The following is a 17,150-nucleotide window of genomic DNA, read 5'->3' as shown; positions in this document are numbered from 1 at the left end:
CACGAGGAGTGGGCAGCCAGTGGCTGCCGAGGGTTCCATCTTTTTTGCGGCGACACCTGTGCAGGCGCTCTAGCGCATGGCCTGCGAGGCCGAGTGGGGATTTCACCGGCCTAATGGCAAAACGGCGCTCAGGCCTAATGCGGTGGGTGAGCCCTCAGCGAGCGCGAGGTGATCGAACCGCCCGCCTCGCCACGCCTCACTGCAACCAAGGCGGCGGCGGTTCCTCGCCCTTGACCGGGCCACGCTCTGCATCTTCCCGCGCCGCGCGGCGCCGAGCGTCTTCGGCACGGGCCGCATCGATTTCACGCAGCACGCCATGCACATCGGCGTCGTGCTCGTCGTCGGCGAACTCGCCGGTCAGCGGCGAGTCGGGCTGCAATTCGCCCGCCTGGTACAGCGCCCACATTTCGCGGGCGTAGCGCGTGCGCTTGAGTTCCGGCGCGAACTGGCCGAAATAGCTGCTCATGTTCGCCACGTCGCGCTCGAGCATGTCCAGGGCATGGTTGTTCGCCGCGGCATCCACCGCTTGCGGCAGGTCGATGATCACCGGGCCGTCCGGCCCCAGCAGCACGTTGAATTCCGACAGGTCGCCGTGCACCAGCCCCGCACAGAGCATCAGCACGATCTGGCGGATGACGAACGCGTGGTACTCGCGCGCCTGCTCGGCCTCGAGGTGCACATCGTTCAGGCGCGGGGCGGCGTTACCGTCGGCATCGACCACCAGCTCCATGAGCAGCACGCCGTCGAGGAAGTCGTAGGGCTTGGGTACGCGCACGCCCGCCCCGGCCAAGCGGAACAGCGCCGCCACCTCGGCGTTCTGCCAGGCCTGCTCGGTTTCCTTGCGGCCGTACTTGGAGCCGTTGCTCATGGCCCGCGCCTGACGGCTGTTGCGCACCTTGCGCCCTTCCTGGTACTGCGCGGCCTGGCGGAAGCTGCGTTTGTTGGCTTCCTTGTAAACCTTGGCGCAGCGCACCTGCTGGCCGCAGCGCACGACATACACCGCCGCTTCCTTGCCGCTCATCAACGGGCGCAGCACCTCGTCGACCAGGCCGTCTTCGATCAGGGGTTCGATTCTTTTTGGCGTCTTCATCAGCTCGGGTCTGGGTCCTGTCCGGTCGGCCATGTGGGTATGGGCGGTCATCCTCTCATAGCGGGGAAGAACTTGCTCGGGTAAGGCGCCAAAGGCCGCCGCCATTGAAAAAATATGCGGTTCAAGGCTGAATTATTTAGTGTCCATTTGTATCTCACCCCTGAGACCGGGCCCGCCATTAAACGTATTGGCCCGGTCGTGCCGGCACGTGAAAGGAAAACAGCAGAATGAAATTACGCAAGAAAAAAGTCCGCCCGATCGGGCTCAAGGACATCACCATCGTCGACGATGTGAAGATGCGCAAAGCCATCTCCGCCGCGGCGTTGGGCAACGCAATGGAATGGTTCGACTTCGGTGTGTACGGCTTCGTCGCCTTCGTTCTGGGCAAGGTGTTCTTCCCCGGTGCTGACCCCAGCATACAAATGATCGCCGCCTTGGCGACCTTCTCGGTGCCCTTCCTCATTCGCCCGCTGGGCGGCATCGTGTTCGGCGCCATCGGTGACCGCATCGGGCGACAGAAAGTGCTCGCCGCCACGATCATCATCATGTCGCTGAGCACCTTCGCCATCGGTGTCATTCCCTCGTACGCGGCCATTGGCATCTGGGCGCCGATCCTGTTGCTGCTGGCCAAGATGGCCCAGGGCTTCTCGGTCGGTGGCGAGTACACCGGCGCCTCGATCTTCGTCGCCGAATACGCGCCGGACCGCCGTCGCGGTTTCCTCGGCAGCTGGCTGGACTTCGGTTCCATCGCAGGTTTCGTGCTCGGCGCAGGCCTGGTGGTGCTGATTCAGAGCATGATCACCGAAGCGCAGTTCGAATCCTGGGGCTGGCGCATCCCGTTCCTGCTGGCGCTGCCGCTGGGCATCATCGGTCTGTACCTGCGCCATGCCGCGGAAGAGACCCCAGCCTTCCAGCAGCACGTAGACAGCCTCGAGCAAGGCGACCGCGACGGCCTGGCTTCCGGCCCGAAAGTCTCGTTCAAGGAAATCGCCACCAAACACTGGCGCAGCCTGCTGACCTGCATCGGCGTAGTGATCGCGACCAACGTCACGTACTACATGCTGCTCACCTACATGCCCAGCTACCTCACCCATAATCTGGAATACAGCGAGAGCAGCGGGGTCATGATCATTATCGCGATCATGGTCGGCATGCTCTTCGTGCAGCCGGTGATCGGCTTCCTCAGCGATAAGTGGGGCCGCCGTCCCTTCATCCTGGTCGGTAGCATCGGGCTGTTCGCGCTGTCGATTCCAGCGTTCAAACTGATCACCAGCGGCGACACCGGCATGATCTTCGGCGGTTTGCTGATGCTGGCGATCCTGCTGAACTTCTTCATCGGCGTCATGGCCTCCACCCTGCCGGCGATGTTCCCCACGCACATCCGCTACAGCGCCCTGGCCAGCGCCTTCAACATTTCGGTGCTGATCGCCGGTATCACGCCGACCCTGGCCGCCTGGCTGGTGGAGAGCACCAACGACCTGTTCATGCCGGCCTACTACCTGATGGTCATCGCAGTGATCGGCTTCATCACCGCCGTCACCATGAAGGAGACCGCCAACAAGCCGCTGCGCGGCGCGGCGCCTTCGGCTTCGAACATCGAAGAAGCCCGTGAGCTGCTCGAAGAGCACCACGACACCATCGAGCAGAAGATCGAAGACATCGACACGCAGATCGCCGAACTGGAAACCAAGCGCGCCAGCCTGGCCCAGCAGCATCCGCGGATCGACTGACCTGCCGCACCCTGCCCGGGCCGCCTTGCGCGGCCCGGCCCTTTCCTGCCCTACCCGCTGCCGCCAGCGCTTCGCTCGACCCCGCCATACACCCCGCCAGCGATGCGACCCTTACGCCACTGCCTACCCTCTGCAATACCGAACAGCGTCTGCGGCATCGCTCTAGCCTGCCGCTCGCCGGTCAGTTTTGCCCTGGCTGGCTACGGCAGGTATCCTGACCCACTCGCGCAAAGGACCCCCTTGACGATGACCTTGAACAGGCCTTTCTGGCTGCTCACCGCAGTCGTGCTGCTGATCCCGACGACCCAGGCCCAGCAGATCAAGCGAGAGCTCGGCGATTTCGATTTCACCCTGGCCACCACCCCTTCGCGCACCATGGCCGAAGGCTTGATCTCGCCCGCCGCAGTCGGCTCGTTCCACGGCGGAGTGGACCTCAGCCACCCCAATGGCGTGTATTTCGGCCAGTACGCCCCGAGCATGGGCCTGACCAAGACCTCGACCCTGAAGCTGGACAACTACGCCGGTTACAAGCAGGAATTCACCGACAGCCTCGGCTACGAAGTGGGCGTGATCCACTACACCCAGCCCAACCAGCCCGAAGCCAACAGCTACGCGCTATACGGCGGTCTGTCGCTGTTAGGCAGCCGTTTCGGCGGCGCCTTCAACGACTCGCCCGACAACCGCACCGGCACGCTGTTCGCCAATCTGGGGCGCCTGCCCCTGCTCGATGCCGATTTCACCCTGAAGGTCGCCCACCATCAGCTCGGTACGCCGTTCACCATCGGCGAGAGCGGCCAGGTCGACAGCTTCAACGACTGGTCGCTGAAGTTCTCGCGCCCCTGGCGCGGGGTGGACCTGGACCTGGAGTACAGCAATTCGAGCCTGACCGGGAGCGGCTGCGATGCGTATTCGGGGATCAACAGCACCTGCGACAGCATGGTGACGTTACGCGCGCAGCGGCGTTTTTTCTGAGCCGTTCAGTCGAGCTGTGATGGGTCCCTTGTGGCCCACCACGACCGATGGGAACGACCCACCACCGCTGCCAAGAAGGTGTCGGCAAGGCACAAAAAAACCCGGCGCACCAGGCGACCGGGTTTTTGTTTTAACGCGTTTACAGATTCAAATCGGCGTCCTTGTCGACATTGTCCTGCCCCAGCGGATCGATGTGCTCGGGATTGGCCGGATCCTGACGCTTGTCGATCTGCGGCGGCGGGGTCAGCTCGAGGATCTTGCTGGTGTACTCCCACTCCTCCTGCACCTTGACCGGGTCGTCGTTCAGGTGCGTGCCATAGGACGGCACGATCTGCTTGACCTTGTCCTGCCAGGCCGGGGTCGCCAGCTTGTCCTTGAACACTTTCTGCAGCAGGTCGAGCATGATCGGCGGTGCGGTGGAGGCACCTGGCGAGGCGCCGAGCAGGCCAGCGATGCTGCCGTCTTTGGACGTCACCACTTCGGTACCCAGCTTGAGCACGCCGCCCTGCTCTTCGTCCTTCTTGATGATCTGCACGCGCTGACCGGCTTGCCACAGGCGCCAGTCTTCCTTCTTGGCGTGGGGGAAGTAGGTTTGCAGCGCCGCGAAGCGGTCGTCGTCCGACTGCATGACCTGGCCGACCAGGTACTTGACCAGGTCGAACTCACGCGCGCCCACCCGCACCATCGGCCAGGTGTTGTGCAGGGTCATGCTGCCGAACAGGTCGAGCAGCGAGCCTTCCTTCAGGAACTTGGTGGAGAAGGTGGCGAACGGCCCGAACAGGATCACGCGCTTGCCGTCCAGCACGCGGGTGTCCAGGTGCGGTACCGACATGGGCGGCGCGCCGGTGGAGGCGATGCCATAGGCCTTGGCCATGTGGCGCATGGCGACGTCCTGGTTCTCGGTGACCAGGAACGAGCCGCCGACCGGGAAGCCTGCGTACTCCTTGGCTTCGGGAATGCCGGATTTCTGCAGCAGGGTCAGCGCTTTGCCGCCCGCGCCGATGAACAGGAACTTGGCGTTGGTGGCGCCTGTGCTGCCGTCCTTGAGGTTCTTGTACTCGACGTGCCAGGTGCCGTCGTCGTTGCGGCTGATGTCCTGCACTTCGGTGGACACCTTGACGTCGATGTTCGGCCGGCTTTGCAGATAGCTCACGTACTGGCGGGTGATCTCGCCGAAGTTGACGTCGGTGCCGATGGGCGTCCAGGTCACGGCGAGCTTCTGGCTCGGGTCGCGCCCTTCCATCATCAGTGGGACCCACTTGGCGATCTGCGCGTGGTCTTCGGAGTACTGCATCGGGCGGAACAGCGGGCTGGCCTGCAAGGCCTCATAACGCTTCTTGAGGAAGCGGATGTTGTCGTCGCCCCACACGAAGCTCATATGCGGCGTGGAGTTGATGAACGAGCGCGGGTTCTTCAACACGCCCTGCTTGACCTGCCAGGCCAGGAACTGACGGGTGATCTGGAACGATTCGTTGATCTCCACCGCTTTGGTGATGTCGATCTTGCCGTTCTTTTCCGGCGTGTAGTTCAGCTCGGCCAGGGCCGAGTGGCCGGTGCCGGCGTTGTTCCAACCGTTGGAGCTTTCTTCGGCGACCTTGTCCAGGCGCTCGACCATCTCCATCGACCACTCCGGCTCCAGCTCGTTGAGCCAGACCGCCAGGGTGGAGCTCATGATGCCGCCGCCCACCAGCATGACGTCCACCTGCTTGGTTTCGGCCGCCTGCGCGTTGCCCAGCGCCACCGCCACCGCCAGGCCCGTCAGCGCCTTGTGCATCGTTTTCCTGCCCTTCATACGTTCTCCCTCGGAGTCGAAAACGCCCCGATTGCTTTGATGTACCCCAGTCACTGGGCCGCCGGCCTTCCAAGCCGACGACGAGTACGCCGCGTCGCTTCGCGCAACGGGTTGCACACGGGGGCGGATACGCCCACCCGCCCGCGGCGTGTGCTGTTGAAAGCCTCACCCCCCAGGAGTTCCGCAACCTGCCGAGCGTAGGGCAAATCTGCCACTATCCGACCACCTGCACTTGCAAGCGGCCCCATCCGATAATACTGTATGAATATTCAGTGCCAGGTGTATGCCATGCAATTGATCGCCAAGTTGGGCATCCTTGCCGATGCCGCCAAATACGATGCTTCCTGCGCCAGTAGCGGCGCCCCCAAGCGCAGTTCCAAAGGGCGTGATGGCCTTGGTGCGACCAACGGCATGGGCATCTGCCACAGCTACACGCCCGACGGCCGCTGCGTGTCGCTGCTCAAGATCCTGCTCACCAACTTCTGCCTGTACGACTGCCAGTACTGCGTCAACCGCCGTTCCAGCAATGTGCCGCGCGCACGCTTCAGCCCCGAGGAAGTGGTGCGCCTGACCCTGGACTTCTACCGGCGCAACTGCATCAGCGGGCTGTTCCTAAGCTCGGGCATCATCCGCTCGGCCGACTACACCATGGAGCAGTTGATCCGCGTGGCGCGGCTGCTGCGTGAAGAGCACAACTTCCGCGGCTACATCCACCTCAAGACCATCCCCGATGCCGACCCGCTGCTGATCGCCGAAGCCGGGCGCCTGGCCGACCGGCTCAGCGTCAACATCGAATTGCCGACCGATGAGAGCCTGCAACGCCTGGCGCCGGAAAAGAACGGTGGCACCATCCGCCAGGCCATGGGCATCATCCATCAGGAACAGCTGGCGGTGGCCGACGAACCCAGGGCGCCGCGCTTCACGCCTGCCGGGCAGAGCACCCAGGTGATCGTCGGTGCCGACGCCACCGACGACAGCACCTTGCTGCGCAACGCCGAGTCGCTGTACCAGGGCTATGGCCTCAAGCGCGTCTACTATTCGGCCTTCAGCCCCATTCCCGACAGCCCGGACAGCGTGCCGTTGGCCGCCCCGCCGCTGCTGCGCGAGCATCGGCTGTACCAGGCCGACTTCCTCTTGCGCGGGTATGGCTACAACGCCGGCGAGCTGTTCGCGAAGTCCTCGAACCTGGCGCTGGACATCGACCCCAAACTGGCCTGGGCGCTGGCCAACCGCGAGCAGTTCCCGATGGACGTCAACCGTGCCGAGCCGGCGTTGCTGGCGCGCATTCCAGGTATCGGCCTGCGCAGCGTGCAGCGGCTGGTGGCGCTGCGCCGTGAGCGGCGCATTCGCTATGACGACCTCATCCAATTGCGCTGCGTGTTGGACAAGGCGCGGCCGTTCATCATCACCAGCGACTATCGCCCGTCCAACGGCGACTTGCGCAGCGGCCTGTTGCGCGAACGCTTGCGCGAGCCGCAGGCGCCGGTGCAGATGGGTTTGTGGGGATGATCGCGCTCGACTGCGACGACCTGTTCGGGGTATGGCGCAAGCAGGCGCGAGTGTTGTTGGGCCACGGTATCGACCCGTCCCAGGTCACCTGGAACCAAGGGCCGATGGACGACCTGCTGGCGCAGCCGTTGCCTTTGCCCGAAGGCCCTGGGCCGTTCCGCGCCACGGTACCGGCGGCGCTGTTGGAACAGCTGCAACAGGCCGCGCGCTATCAGGGCGAACAGCGCTGGAACCTGTTGTATGAGGTGCTGTGGCGCGTGGCCCACGGCGACCGGACGGCAATGATGGCGGGCGACCGTTTGGGCAGCGAGCTGCAGCGGCGCATCAAGCAGGTCAGCCGCGAGGCGCACCACTTGCACGCGTTCGTGCGCTTCGTGCCTTTGCCCGGGCCCTTGGCCGAGCGGCTGCAATTGGACCTGGTGGCCTGGCATGTGCCTGCCCACGACATCCTGGAAAGCGCCAGCGGGCATTTTGCCGAACGGCTGGGGCGCCAGCGCTGGCTGATCGCGACCGACCGGGACGGAGTGCTGTACGACGGCGCCAAGATGGACTACCGGCGCCACTGCCCCGCCGAATGGCAACAGTGGGCGCAGCATGCCGACGACCCCGGTGCGGAATTGTGGCGCACCTACTACCGGCACATCTTCAACCCTGCCCGCCTCAACCCCGAAGTGCTGCGCCAGCACATGCCGGGGCGCTTCTGGCGGCATTTGCCCGAAGGCATGCTGATCCCGCAACTGGTGGGTCAGGCGCGGCATGGCAAGCAGCGCGACGGCCAGGCGCCGGAGGTGGCGCAGCAGGCCGGTAAGCAGATTCAGAAAAAGGGCTGATATCAGCCTGTGTGTAGGCTCTGTTTCCGCTCGAGACTTCACCCAATGTTTTCGGTCAAGAGCCATCGCGGCTAATCGGAACGCCGAACCGGCCGCTCCCGCAGGGCCGTGGGCGCTTGGATGCGTTCACTGCAACCCTGAATCTCCATGTGAACCGCAGGGCTCGGGCGCCTTCAGGCGAACAACCGCTCCAACATCACGCTGAGGGTCCGTTCCCTCAACATCGCCTGGTCCAGGTATCCCTGCGCCGCTGCGACATGGGTTTGCAGGCGGCGACGCACCTGGTTTTCTCCACACAGCGCCACCAGCGTCGACTTGCCATCGTCCTTGCCCTGGTCCTTGCCGCTCGATGGATCGCGATCGCGCAGGTCGTCACGCAACTGAAAGGCTTGGCCCAGCTCCAGCGCAAAACTCTGCAGAGGTGCACGCACGCACGGCGTGGCGTCGCCCAGATCGCAGGCCATGTCCATGATCGCCGAGAACAGCACGCCGGTCTTGAGCTGGTTGGTCTGGGCGATTTGCGCAGCGGTCCGCGCCTTGCCGCCATCGCGCAGATCCTGCAACTGACCTTTGACCAGACCCTGTACACCGATGGCCTGGGACAGCGTGGTGACCAGACGGTTGCGCACCTCGGGCCGCACATCCTCGATGGCCGCCATGAGGCCGAAGGCATGGCTGAGCAGCGCGATGGCGCTGAGCACGGCCACGTCTTCGCCAAAGGCCAGGTGCAGGGTGGCGCGGCCACGGCGCAGCGCGGCGTTGTCCATGCATGGCAAATCGTCGAGCACCAGCGAGGCGGCATGCACCAGTTCTACGGCGCAGGCCACGTCCATGGCGGCCGCGCGCGAAGCGCCCAGCCCTTCGGCGGTGAGCACCAAGAGCATCGGGCGCAGGCGTTTGCCCGGTGCCAGGCTGCATTCGCGCATGGCGGCGGCGACCAGGTCACGGGCGTTGCCGGGTGCAGGCAAGACGGCGTCGAGACGGGCCTCGAACGCTTCACGCAACGGCTCTAGGGAGTGCGCAAGGCCGCATTCGGCGGTGAGCGGCGTGGTTGCTGTGGTCGTCATCCTGGCCTCTTCATTGTTGTGCGGCAGCTTTACTACGGTAGCAAGGAACGACTGGAACGTGCCGTTGCCTGATGCAATAACTCAAAGCTTAGCTATACAAGTTAATCCGTGTTGTACAACTCTTACCTCATGCACTGACCACGCACCCAGACAAATGATTCACCGGCCACTGGAACCCGGCATGAAGAAAACCTCGCTGAGCCAACGCAAGGACGACCACCTGGACATCGTATTGGACCCCGCCCGGGCCACGGCCCGCACCGACGGCGGTTGGACGAGCGTGCGTTTCGAACACTGCGCCCTGCCGGAACTGGCCCTGGACGACATCGATCTGCGTACCCGCTTCCTGGGCAAAAGCCTCAAAGCCCCGCTGCTGATCAGTTCCATGACCGGGGGTGCGGCACGCGCCGAGGCGATCAACCTGCACCTGGCCGAAGCGGCCCAGCAGCTGGGCATCGCCATGGGCGTAGGCTCGCAGCGGGTCAGCCTGCGCGAGGGCTTCGACCAAGGCCTGACCCGCGCCTTGCGCAGACACGCGCCCGACGTGGCGTTGCTGGCCAACCTCGGCGCCGTGCAGCTGCGCGAGGCCGATGGCCTGGAACTCGCCCGCCGGGCGGTGGACAGCCTGCAAGCCGATGCGCTGATCCTGCACCTCAATCCGCTGCAAGAAGCCGTGCAGCCCGAAGGCGATCGCGATTGGCACGGTGTGTTGCAGTTGATCGAACGGCTGTGCCGAGCGCTCGAAGTGCCGGTGATCGCCAAAGAGGTCGGCGCAGGCATCAACGTCGCCACCGCCATGGCGTTGAGCGATGCCGGCGTGCAGGTGATCGATGTGGCCGGCACCGGTGGCACCAGTTGGGCTGCGGTCGAAGCCGAACGCATCCATAACCCCAGCGACCGTGCGGTGGCCATGGCCTTCGCCGATTGGGGCATGCCCACCGCCACCTGCCTGCAGGCCGTGCACCGCGCCCTGCCCGGCATGGCGCTGATCGCCTCGGGGGGTATCGCCGACGGGGTCGAAGCGGCCAAGGCCATCCGCCTGGGCGCGCAATTGGTCGGCCAGGCGGCGCGCGTGCTGCCCGCCGCGATGGAATCCACCGAAGCGGTATTGGCGCATTTCGACATTCTCCTGCGCCAGTTGCGCATCGCCTGCTTCTGCACCGGTTCGCGCAACCTCGACGCGCTGCGCCGCGCACGTCTGCAAGCACCCCAGGGATGAGCCACTTCGCGGTCGTGGCACCGCCCTACCCCAGCCACTTCCAGGCATTGCAGGCCGTGGCCGGGCATCTGTTGGCGCGCGGCCATCACGTCACCTTCTTCCAGCAGGCCGATGCGGCGCATTGGCTCAGCGATGCCCGTATCGGTTTCACGGCGTTGGGCGCCACCAGCCATCCCCCCGGCAGCCTGGCCCAGGCACTCGATCTGGCCGCGCGGCCCAACGGCCCACTGCGCCTGCGCCGGTTGATCCGCCAACTGGCAGGCACCAGTGCCATGCTCTGCGAACAATTGCCCGATGCCCTGCGCCATGCGCAGGTGGACGCCGTGCTGTGCGACCAGATGGAGCCGGCCGGTGCCCTGATCGGCGAGGCCCTGGGCCTGCCCACCGTGTCGATGGCCTGCGCGCTGCCGGTCAACCGTGAACCCGGCCTGCCGTTGCCAGTCATGCCCTTCGCCCCGGGCCGCGACGCGCGCCTGTACGAGGGCACCGAGCAGGTCCATGACTGGCTGATGAAGCCCTTGCAAGTGGTGATCGACGCCACTTGCCAACGCCATGGCCTGCCGTCGCGCCAGGGCATGCACACCTGCCTGTCGCCACTCGCACAGATCAGCCAGACCCTGGCACCGTTCGACTTTCCTCGCCAGGCGCTGCCCGCCCATTTCCATGCAGTCGGCCCCTGGCGGCGCGATGGCGGCGTCGAAGGGGAATGGTTGCTCGACCCGCAGCGCCCCTTGGTGTTCGCCAGCCTCGGCACCCTGCAAGGGCACCGTTTCAGCCTGTTCCTGCGCATCGCCCAGGCCTGCAAAGCCCTGGACGTGCAGCTGCTGCTGGCCCACTGCGGCGGCCTGGACGCCGCGCAGCAGACGCGCCTGCGCTACAGCGGCGCGAGCATCGTCACCGACTTCGCACCGCAACAATGGGCGGTACGCGCAGCCCAGGTAGTGATCAGCCATGGCGGCCTCAACACCGTGCTCGATGCGGTGGCGGCGCATACACCGCTGCTGGTGATGCCCATCGCCTTCGATCAGCCTGGCGTCGCGGCGCGGATCGCCTACCATGGGTTGGGCGAAGTGCTGCCGCGCTGGGCCGGGCCACGGCGCATCGCCGCCAGCCTCGAACGCTTGCTGGCCCGCCCTGCGACCGACCATCCCGCGCTGAGCGACGCACTGAACACAGCGGGCGGTGCGATGAGCGCCGCCGACATCATCGAGCGGGCCGTCACAACCGGACGGCCCGTCCTGCATAGCGATCTACCATGAACTTCGACCTGATCCTGGCCGGCGGCGGTCTGGCCAACGGCCTGATCGCCTGGCGCCTGCGCCAACTGCGCCCCGAGCTGAACATCCTCTGCCTGGAAGGCGACGCTGCGCCGGGCGGCAACCATACATGGTCGTTCCACGAAGCCGACCTCGACCACAGCCAGCGGCAATGGTTGGCCCCGTTGGTGGGCCATACCTGGCCCAGCTACCACGTACACTTTCCAGGCTTCTCGCGGCATCTGGCCAGCGGCTATGCCAGCATCGACAGCGCGCGCTTCGCCCGCCTGCTGAGCGAAACGCTGGGCCCGACGCTGCGCTGCAACAGCCGCATCCAGCAGCTCGACGCCACCAGCGTGCTGCTCGACAGCGGCGAGCGCCTGCAGGCGGCGGCCGTGATCGACGGGCGTGGCCCACTGCCCAGCCCGCACATGGTGCTGGGCCAGCAGGCGTTTCTCGGCCAGGTGGTGCAACTGCACAAGCCCCATGGCCTGGCCGCGCCCATCGTCATGGACGCGCGGGTACCGCAGGGCGACGGCTATCGCTTCGTCTACGTGCTGCCGTTCAGCGAAGACACGCTGCTGGTGGAAGACACCCACTACGTCGAACGCCACGCCCTCAGCGCCGAACAACTGCGCGAGCACATCGCGCAGTACCTGCAGCAACACGGCTGGCAACCCAAGCAGGTGCTGCGCGAAGAGCAAGGCGTGTTGCCGATCATCCTGGCCGGCGACTTTCCTGCTTGGCAGGCCGAACAATCCGGCCAGCTCAGGGCGGGCCTACGCGCCGGACTGTTCCATTGCACCACCGGCTACTCGCTCCCCGAGGCCGTGCGCCTGGCGGACTGGCTGGCACGCCAACCGCGCCTGGAACAGGCCAGCCTGGCTCCGGCGTTCGCCGACTACCAGCGCGGCCGCTGGCAGCAACAAGGTTTCTACCGCCTGCTCAACCGCATGCTGTTTCTCGCCGGCTTGCCGCAGCAGCGCTGGCAAGTCATGCAACGTTTCTACCGGTTGTCCGAGCCCCTGATCGCCCGTTTCTACGCCGGGCGCAATACGTGGGCCGACCGCCTGCGCATCCTCAGCGGCAAACCGCCGGTCCCTGTTGGTCAAGCGCTGCGCGCCGCGCTGCGTCATTCCCCCCGCCATTTCGAGGAACATTCATGACCCCTGGTAAAACGGCTGTCGTCATCGGCGCCGGTCTGGGCGGCCTGGCCCTGGCCATCCGCCTGCAAGCCGCTGGCGTCGCCACCACCTTGCTGGAACGCCGCGATCTGCCAGGCGGGCGCGCCTACGTCTACAAGGACGAGGGCTTCACCTTCGATGCGGGGCCGACGGTGATCACCGACCCTTCGGCCATCGAGGCGCTGTTCGAGGCGGCGGGCAAACCCATGCGCGACTATGTCGAGCTGCTGCCGGTCACACCCTTCTATCGCCTGTGCTGGGAGGACGGCACGCAGTTCGACTACGGCAACGACCAGGCCGACCTGGAACGGCAGATCCACGCCCTGGAACCGGCCGACGTGGAAGGCTATCGGCGTTTCCTGGCCTACTCCAAGGAAGTGCTCGCCGAAGGTTACGTGAAGCTCGGGGCGGTGCCGTTCCTGTCGTTCCGCGACATGCTCTCGGCCGGCCCGCAGCTGGCCCGTCTACAAGCCTGGCGTAGCGTGTACGGGATGGTCGCCAAGTTCATCCGCAACGAAAAGCTGCGCCAGGCGTTTTCGTTCCACGCCTTGCTGGTCGGGGGCAATCCGTTCTCCACCTCGTCGATCTACACCCTGATCCATGCCCTGGAGCGTGAGTGGGGCGTGTGGTTCCCGCGCGGCGGCACCGGCGCATTGGTCCAAGGCATGGCCAAGCTCTTCGAGGACATCGGTGGGCGTCTGGTGCTCAACGCCGAGGTCAGCGGCTTCGACACCGAAGGCGACCGCCTGACCGCTGCGCGCACCGCCGACGGTCAGCGTTGGCCGGCCGACACCATCGCCTCCAACGCCGACGTGGTGCACACCTACAGCGACCTGCTCGGCACCCACCCACGCGGGCGCAGCGAGGGCGAGCGGCTCAAGGGCAAGCGGTTCAGCAATTCGCTGTTCGTCGTGCACTTCGGCCTCAAACGCGAGCAGCCGCAGTTGCGCCATCACACCGTCTGCTTCGGCGCGCGCTACAAGCCGTTGATCAAGGAGATCTTCGCCGGGCCGCAGCTGCCCGAAGACTTCTCGTTGTACCTGCACACGCCCTGTGCCACCGACCCGAGCCTGGCGCCACCGGGCTGCTCGAGCCATTACGTGCTGGCGCCGGTGCCGCATTTGGGCAATGCCGATGTCGACTGGCACGAAGAGGCGCCGCGTTATCGCGACCGCATTTTCAGCTATCTGGAGCAGCACTACATGCCCGGACTGCGTGACGATCTGGTGACCTGCCGCACTTTCAGCCCGGTGGACTTCCGCGAACAGCTCAACGCCCATTTGGGTTCGGCTTTCTCCCTGGAGCCGGTGTTGCAGCAAAGTGCCTGGTTCCGCCCCCACAACCGAGATGCGCAGGTCAAGAACCTGTACCTGGTCGGTGCAGGCACCCACCCCGGCGCCGGTGTACCGGGCGTGATCGCGTCGGCCAAGGCCACCGCGCAATTGATGATCGAGGACCTGCACGGATGACCGAGCCGGCCACCGATCCGCTGCTGCAACATGCGCTCGACAGCATCGCCGTGGGTTCGAAGAGCTTCGCCAGCGCTTCGCGCCTGTTCGACTCCGACACCCGGCGCAGCGCGGTACTGCTGTACGCCTGGTGCCGGCATTGCGACGACGTGATCGACGGCCAGCAAGCCGGCCATGATGCAGTGCCGCTAAGCCCGGCCGAAGCGCGCCTGCGTCTGGCCGAGCTGCGCGCCCGCACGCAGACCGCCTACCTCGCTTCACCCATCGACGACCCGGCCTTCGCTGCCTTGCAGGCCGTGGTGCAGCGTCACGGCATCGCCCGCGAGGAAGCGCTCGACCTGTTGCAGGGTTTCGCCATGGACGTCGATGGCCAGCACTACCAGACCCTCGCCGACACCTTGCAGTACTGCTACCACGTCGCCGGCGTGGTGGGGCTGATGATGGCGCGGATCATGGGCACCCAGGACCCGCAGGTGCTCGACCGCGCCTGTGACTTGGGGCTGGCGATGCAACTGACCAACATCGCCCGCGACATCGTCGACGACGCCGAAGTCGGCCGTTGCTACCTGCCCCAGCAGTGGCTGGACGAGTTCGGCATCACCCTGGCGACCTTGGCCGAGCCACGCCATCGACCGGCGCTGGCGGTGCTGGCCACGCGCCTGATCGATCAGGCCGAGCCCTATTACGCCAGCGCCGAGGCAGGCCTGGCGGCGCTGCCCTGGCGTTCGGCCTGGGCCGTGGCGAGCGCCGGGGCCGTGTACCGGCGTATCGGTATCCGCGTGCGGACGGCCGGCGCCCAGGCCTGGGACACGCGCGCCTCGACCGGCAAGCTGGAAAAGCTCGGCGCGCTCAGCGGGGGGTTGTGGACGAGTCTGCTGCGGCGTCTGCGCCGCTATCCGCAGCGCGACCCTCGGCTGTGGACGCGCGCGCCGATGCCGAACGCAACGGCCCGTCGTGCCGAGCCCGCAGCTGCGCCTTGAGGCGCTCGATGGGCGGCGCGTAGATGAAGCCGAACGACACGCAGCCCTCGCGGCCATGCACCGCGTGGTGCATCAGGTGGGCCTGGTACAGACGTTTGAGGTAGCCGTTACGTGGCACGTAACGGAACGGCCAGCGGCGATGCACCAGCCCATCGTGGGCGATGAAGTACAACAGCCCGTAACCGGTCATGCCGGCACCGATCCATTCCAGGGGATGCCAGCCGGCATTGCCCAAGGCGATCAATAGGATCGCCAGCACGGCGAACACGGCGGCGTACAGATCGTTCTTCTCGAACCACCCATGGCGCGGCTCGTGGTGCGAGCGGTGCCAGCCCCAGCCGATGCCGTGCATGAGGTACTTGTGGGCCAGCCAAGCGACGACTTCCATGCCGGCCAGGGTGATCAGAAAGATGGCGAGGTTGGTCAGCATGGCGTCCGTTCGATTCCAGGGAGTGAGGTATGGAGTGCTGCGCCTAGGATAGCGTTCCCAGGTGTAGCAGCGTAAACGGTGCGACGGATTGATTTGGATCGCATTCCAATGCAGGCAAAAAATGAAAACGGTAGTGGCTTACATGAAATTTGTTATAAGATAACGTTTCATTACAAGCCCATCCCCTTGCCTGCGATCCTCCATGACAAGCGCACACGCCACCCCAACCCCGATCACCCAACGCCTGCAAAGCATCGACGCGCTGCGTGGCCTGGTGATTATGTTCATGTTATTGGACCACGTCCGCGAAACTTTCTTCCTGCACCATCAGGTCGGCGACCCGATGGCGATCGCCACGACCGAACCCGGTCTGTTCTTCAGCCGCACCCTGGCGCATTTGTGCGCGCCGGTGTTCGTGCTGCTCACAGGCCTTTCGGCCTGGCTCTATGGTGAGAAACACCAGGGCCGGGGCGATGTCGCAGCGTTCCTGTTCAAGCGCGGCCTGTTCCTGGTGGTGCTGGAGTTCACGGTGGTCAACTTCGCCTGGACCTTCCAGCTGCCGCCGAGCGTGGTCTACCTGCAGGTGATCTGGGCCATCGGCGTGAGCATGATCGCGCTGGCGGCGCTGGTGTGGTTGCCGCGTGCGGCGCTGATCGCGCTGGGCCTGGTGATCGTCGTCGGGCACAACCTGCTCGACGCCGTGCATTTTGGCGAAGGCTCTGCGCTGCACGTGCTATGGGCGATCCTGCATGACCGTGGCTGGCTGGAGGTGTCCGAGCACATGCGTCTGCGCACCTCGTACCCGGTATTGCCGTGGATCGGCGTGATCGCCCTGGGTTATGCCATGGGTCCTTGGTTCGCCCGCGGTAGCGATGCGGCCCAGCGTCAACGTCGGCTGTTGACCACCGCAGCGCTGGCGCTGCTGGCGTTCGTCGCGTTGCGGCTGTTCAACGGTTACGGCGAAGCGCCCTGGAGCAGCTACCCTAGCGCCCTGCAAACCCTCATGAGCCTGCTCAACATCACCAAGTACCCGCCTTCGCTGCTGTTCCTGTGCCTGACCCTGGGCGTGGGCCTGCTGTTGCTACGCGGCTTCGAGCGCGCCGGCCAGGCACGCTGGATCGGTGTGCTGGCAGTACTGGGCGCAGCACCGATGTTCTTCTATCTGTTGCACCTGTACGTGCTCAAGCTCGCCTATCTGGTGTGCGTGGCGCTGTTCGGCCTCAATCAAGGGCAATACTTCGGCTTCGACAGCATCGGCGCGGTATGGCTGTGTGCGGTCCTGCTGGCGCTGGCGCTGTACCTGCCGGTGCGCGCCTTCGCCCGGCTCAAGGCCCGGCGCCGCGACATCGCCTGGCTCAAATACCTGTGAAGAGGTTCCCTGCCAGCGGGTGATGGTCTACCATGCCGCCCGCCGGTTTCCCCCCAGGAATTAATAGGGAATTCGTCGCCCGCCCAGCCGCGGGCCAAACGAAACTGCCCCCGCAACTGTAGGTGCCGAGCCTGCTCCTCGAATGCCACTGGACCTGTCCGGGAAGGCCGGAGCCAGGCCAGGACGCACCAGTCAGGAGACCTGCCGGCACACATTCACCGACCGGCGGGGTGTCCGGGACGGCCATCGGCAC

13 protein-coding genes, 1 pseudogene and 1 riboswitch are annotated in these 17,150 nt (G+C 65.5%); of the genes and pseudogenes, 10 read left to right on the top strand and 4 right to left on the bottom strand.

Annotated elements, in window-relative coordinates:
* Positions 1-196: 196 nt before the first annotated feature.
* Positions 197-1,090, bottom strand: coding sequence for a PA4780 family RIO1-like protein kinase (locus tag ACSMEV_RS13520; protein WP_459205598.1), 894 nt, complete (start codon positions 1,088-1,090; stop codon positions 197-199).
* Between the two features lie 227 nt (positions 1,091-1,317).
* Between ACSMEV_RS13520 and proP the strand changes: the two genes are divergently transcribed.
* Positions 1,318-2,820 (top strand): glycine betaine/L-proline transporter ProP, encoded by a 1,503-nt coding sequence (gene proP / locus ACSMEV_RS13515; RefSeq protein ID WP_459205597.1) that lies wholly within the window; start codon positions 1,318-1,320, stop codon positions 2,818-2,820.
* Positions 2,821-3,072: 252 nt separating this feature from the next.
* The gene (locus ACSMEV_RS13510; RefSeq protein ID WP_459208346.1) at positions 3,073-3,792 is read left to right on the top strand and encodes a TorF family putative porin; all 720 of its coding nucleotides are present in this window, start codon (positions 3,073-3,075) and stop codon (positions 3,790-3,792) included.
* 139 nt (positions 3,793-3,931) lie between these two features.
* On the opposite strand, the gene mqo is transcribed toward ACSMEV_RS13510, so the two are convergent.
* Positions 3,932-5,566 carry a malate dehydrogenase (quinone) gene (gene mqo / locus ACSMEV_RS13505; RefSeq protein ID WP_459205596.1) on the bottom strand — a complete coding sequence of 545 codons (1,635 nt, stop codon included), beginning with the start codon at positions 5,564-5,566 and terminating at the stop codon, positions 3,932-3,934.
* Positions 5,567-5,872: 306 nt separating this feature from the next.
* Here mqo and ACSMEV_RS13500 point away from each other — a divergent pair, with 306 nt between their 5' ends.
* Together ACSMEV_RS13500 and ACSMEV_RS13495 are read left to right on the top strand one after the other, a co-directional pair.
* Positions 5,873-7,093, top strand: a complete 1,221-nt coding sequence (locus ACSMEV_RS13500) for a putative DNA modification/repair radical SAM protein (protein WP_459205595.1) — start codon at positions 5,873-5,875, stop codon at positions 7,091-7,093.
* Positions 7,084-7,923 (top strand): TIGR03915 family putative DNA repair protein, encoded by an 840-nt coding sequence (locus tag ACSMEV_RS13495; protein ID WP_314486981.1) that lies wholly within the window; start codon positions 7,084-7,086, stop codon positions 7,921-7,923. Before ACSMEV_RS13500 ends, ACSMEV_RS13495 begins: the two co-directional genes overlap by 10 nt.
* 173 nt (positions 7,924-8,096) lie before the next feature.
* Here ACSMEV_RS13495 and ACSMEV_RS13490 read toward each other — a convergent pair whose 3' ends face one another.
* On the bottom strand, positions 8,097-8,990 hold the full coding sequence (locus ACSMEV_RS13490) for a polyprenyl synthetase family protein (RefSeq protein WP_459205594.1): 894 nt from the start codon (positions 8,988-8,990) through the stop codon (positions 8,097-8,099).
* 181 nt (positions 8,991-9,171) lie between these two features.
* Between ACSMEV_RS13490 and fni the strand changes: the two genes are divergently transcribed.
* From fni to ACSMEV_RS13465, 5 genes and pseudogenes are all read left to right on the top strand, one after another.
* Positions 9,172-10,209 carry a type 2 isopentenyl-diphosphate Delta-isomerase gene (fni, locus tag ACSMEV_RS13485; protein ID WP_459205593.1) on the top strand — a complete coding sequence of 346 codons (1,038 nt, stop codon included), beginning with the start codon at positions 9,172-9,174 and terminating at the stop codon, positions 10,207-10,209.
* Complete coding sequence (locus tag ACSMEV_RS13480; RefSeq protein WP_459205592.1) at positions 10,206-11,468, top strand: glycosyltransferase; 1,263 nt, start codon at positions 10,206-10,208, stop codon at positions 11,466-11,468. Before fni ends, ACSMEV_RS13480 begins: the two co-directional genes overlap by 4 nt.
* The gene (gene crtY, locus ACSMEV_RS13475) at positions 11,465-12,631 is read left to right on the top strand and encodes a lycopene beta-cyclase CrtY (protein ID WP_459205591.1); all 1,167 of its coding nucleotides are present in this window, start codon (positions 11,465-11,467) and stop codon (positions 12,629-12,631) included. Before ACSMEV_RS13480 ends, crtY begins: the two co-directional genes overlap by 4 nt.
* Positions 12,628-14,118 (top strand): phytoene desaturase, encoded by a 1,491-nt coding sequence (locus tag ACSMEV_RS13470; protein ID WP_459205590.1) that lies wholly within the window; start codon positions 12,628-12,630, stop codon positions 14,116-14,118. Before crtY ends, ACSMEV_RS13470 begins: the two co-directional genes overlap by 4 nt.
* Positions 14,115-15,044: pseudogene (locus ACSMEV_RS13465) on the top strand (phytoene/squalene synthase family protein); the annotation flags it as partial. The gene ACSMEV_RS13470 and the pseudogene ACSMEV_RS13465, both read left to right, overlap by 4 nt.
* Here ACSMEV_RS13465 and ACSMEV_RS13460 read toward each other — a convergent pair.
* On the bottom strand, positions 14,968-15,528 hold the full coding sequence (locus ACSMEV_RS13460) for a sterol desaturase family protein (protein ID WP_459205589.1): 561 nt from the start codon (positions 15,526-15,528) through the stop codon (positions 14,968-14,970). The pseudogene ACSMEV_RS13465 and the gene ACSMEV_RS13460 overlap by 77 nt on opposite strands.
* Before the next feature lie 202 nt (positions 15,529-15,730).
* On the opposite strand from ACSMEV_RS13460, the gene ACSMEV_RS13455 reads away from it, so the two are divergent.
* Positions 15,731-16,897 (top strand): DUF1624 domain-containing protein, encoded by a 1,167-nt coding sequence (locus ACSMEV_RS13455; protein WP_459205588.1) that lies wholly within the window; start codon positions 15,731-15,733, stop codon positions 16,895-16,897.
* Positions 16,898-16,923: 26 nt separating this feature from the next.
* A riboswitch (cobalamin riboswitch) is annotated at positions 16,924-17,120 on the top strand.
* Positions 17,121-17,150: the final 30 nt, after the last annotated feature.

This window comes from Pseudomonas sp. MLB6B, from assembly GCF_054508135.1.
Note: the sequence above shows the minus strand (reverse complement) of the source record. Positions and strands in the feature narration are given on the sequence as shown.

Coding starts and splice junctions, on each gene's coding strand:
- mqo (WP_459205596.1), bottom strand. CDS start 5,566: ATGCACAAGGCGCTGACGGGCCTGGCGGTGGCGGTGGCGCTGGGCAAC.
- ACSMEV_RS13480 (WP_459205592.1), top strand. CDS start 10,206: ATGAGCCACTTCGCGGTCGTGGCACCGCCCTACCCCAGCCACTTCCAG.
- ACSMEV_RS13455 (WP_459205588.1), top strand. CDS start 15,731: ATGACAAGCGCACACGCCACCCCAACCCCGATCACCCAACGCCTGCAA.
- ACSMEV_RS13470 (WP_459205590.1), top strand. CDS start 12,628: ATGACCCCTGGTAAAACGGCTGTCGTCATCGGCGCCGGTCTGGGCGGC.
- proP (WP_459205597.1), top strand. CDS start 1,318: ATGAAATTACGCAAGAAAAAAGTCCGCCCGATCGGGCTCAAGGACATC.
- ACSMEV_RS13460 (WP_459205589.1), bottom strand. CDS start 15,528: ATGCTGACCAACCTCGCCATCTTTCTGATCACCCTGGCCGGCATGGAA.
- crtY (WP_459205591.1), top strand. CDS start 11,465: ATGAACTTCGACCTGATCCTGGCCGGCGGCGGTCTGGCCAACGGCCTG.
- ACSMEV_RS13500 (WP_459205595.1), top strand. CDS start 5,873: ATGCAATTGATCGCCAAGTTGGGCATCCTTGCCGATGCCGCCAAATAC.
- ACSMEV_RS13520 (WP_459205598.1), bottom strand. CDS start 1,090: ATGAAGACGCCAAAAAGAATCGAACCCCTGATCGAAGACGGCCTGGTC.
- fni (WP_459205593.1), top strand. CDS start 9,172: ATGAAGAAAACCTCGCTGAGCCAACGCAAGGACGACCACCTGGACATC.
- ACSMEV_RS13490 (WP_459205594.1), bottom strand. CDS start 8,990: ATGACGACCACAGCAACCACGCCGCTCACCGCCGAATGCGGCCTTGCG.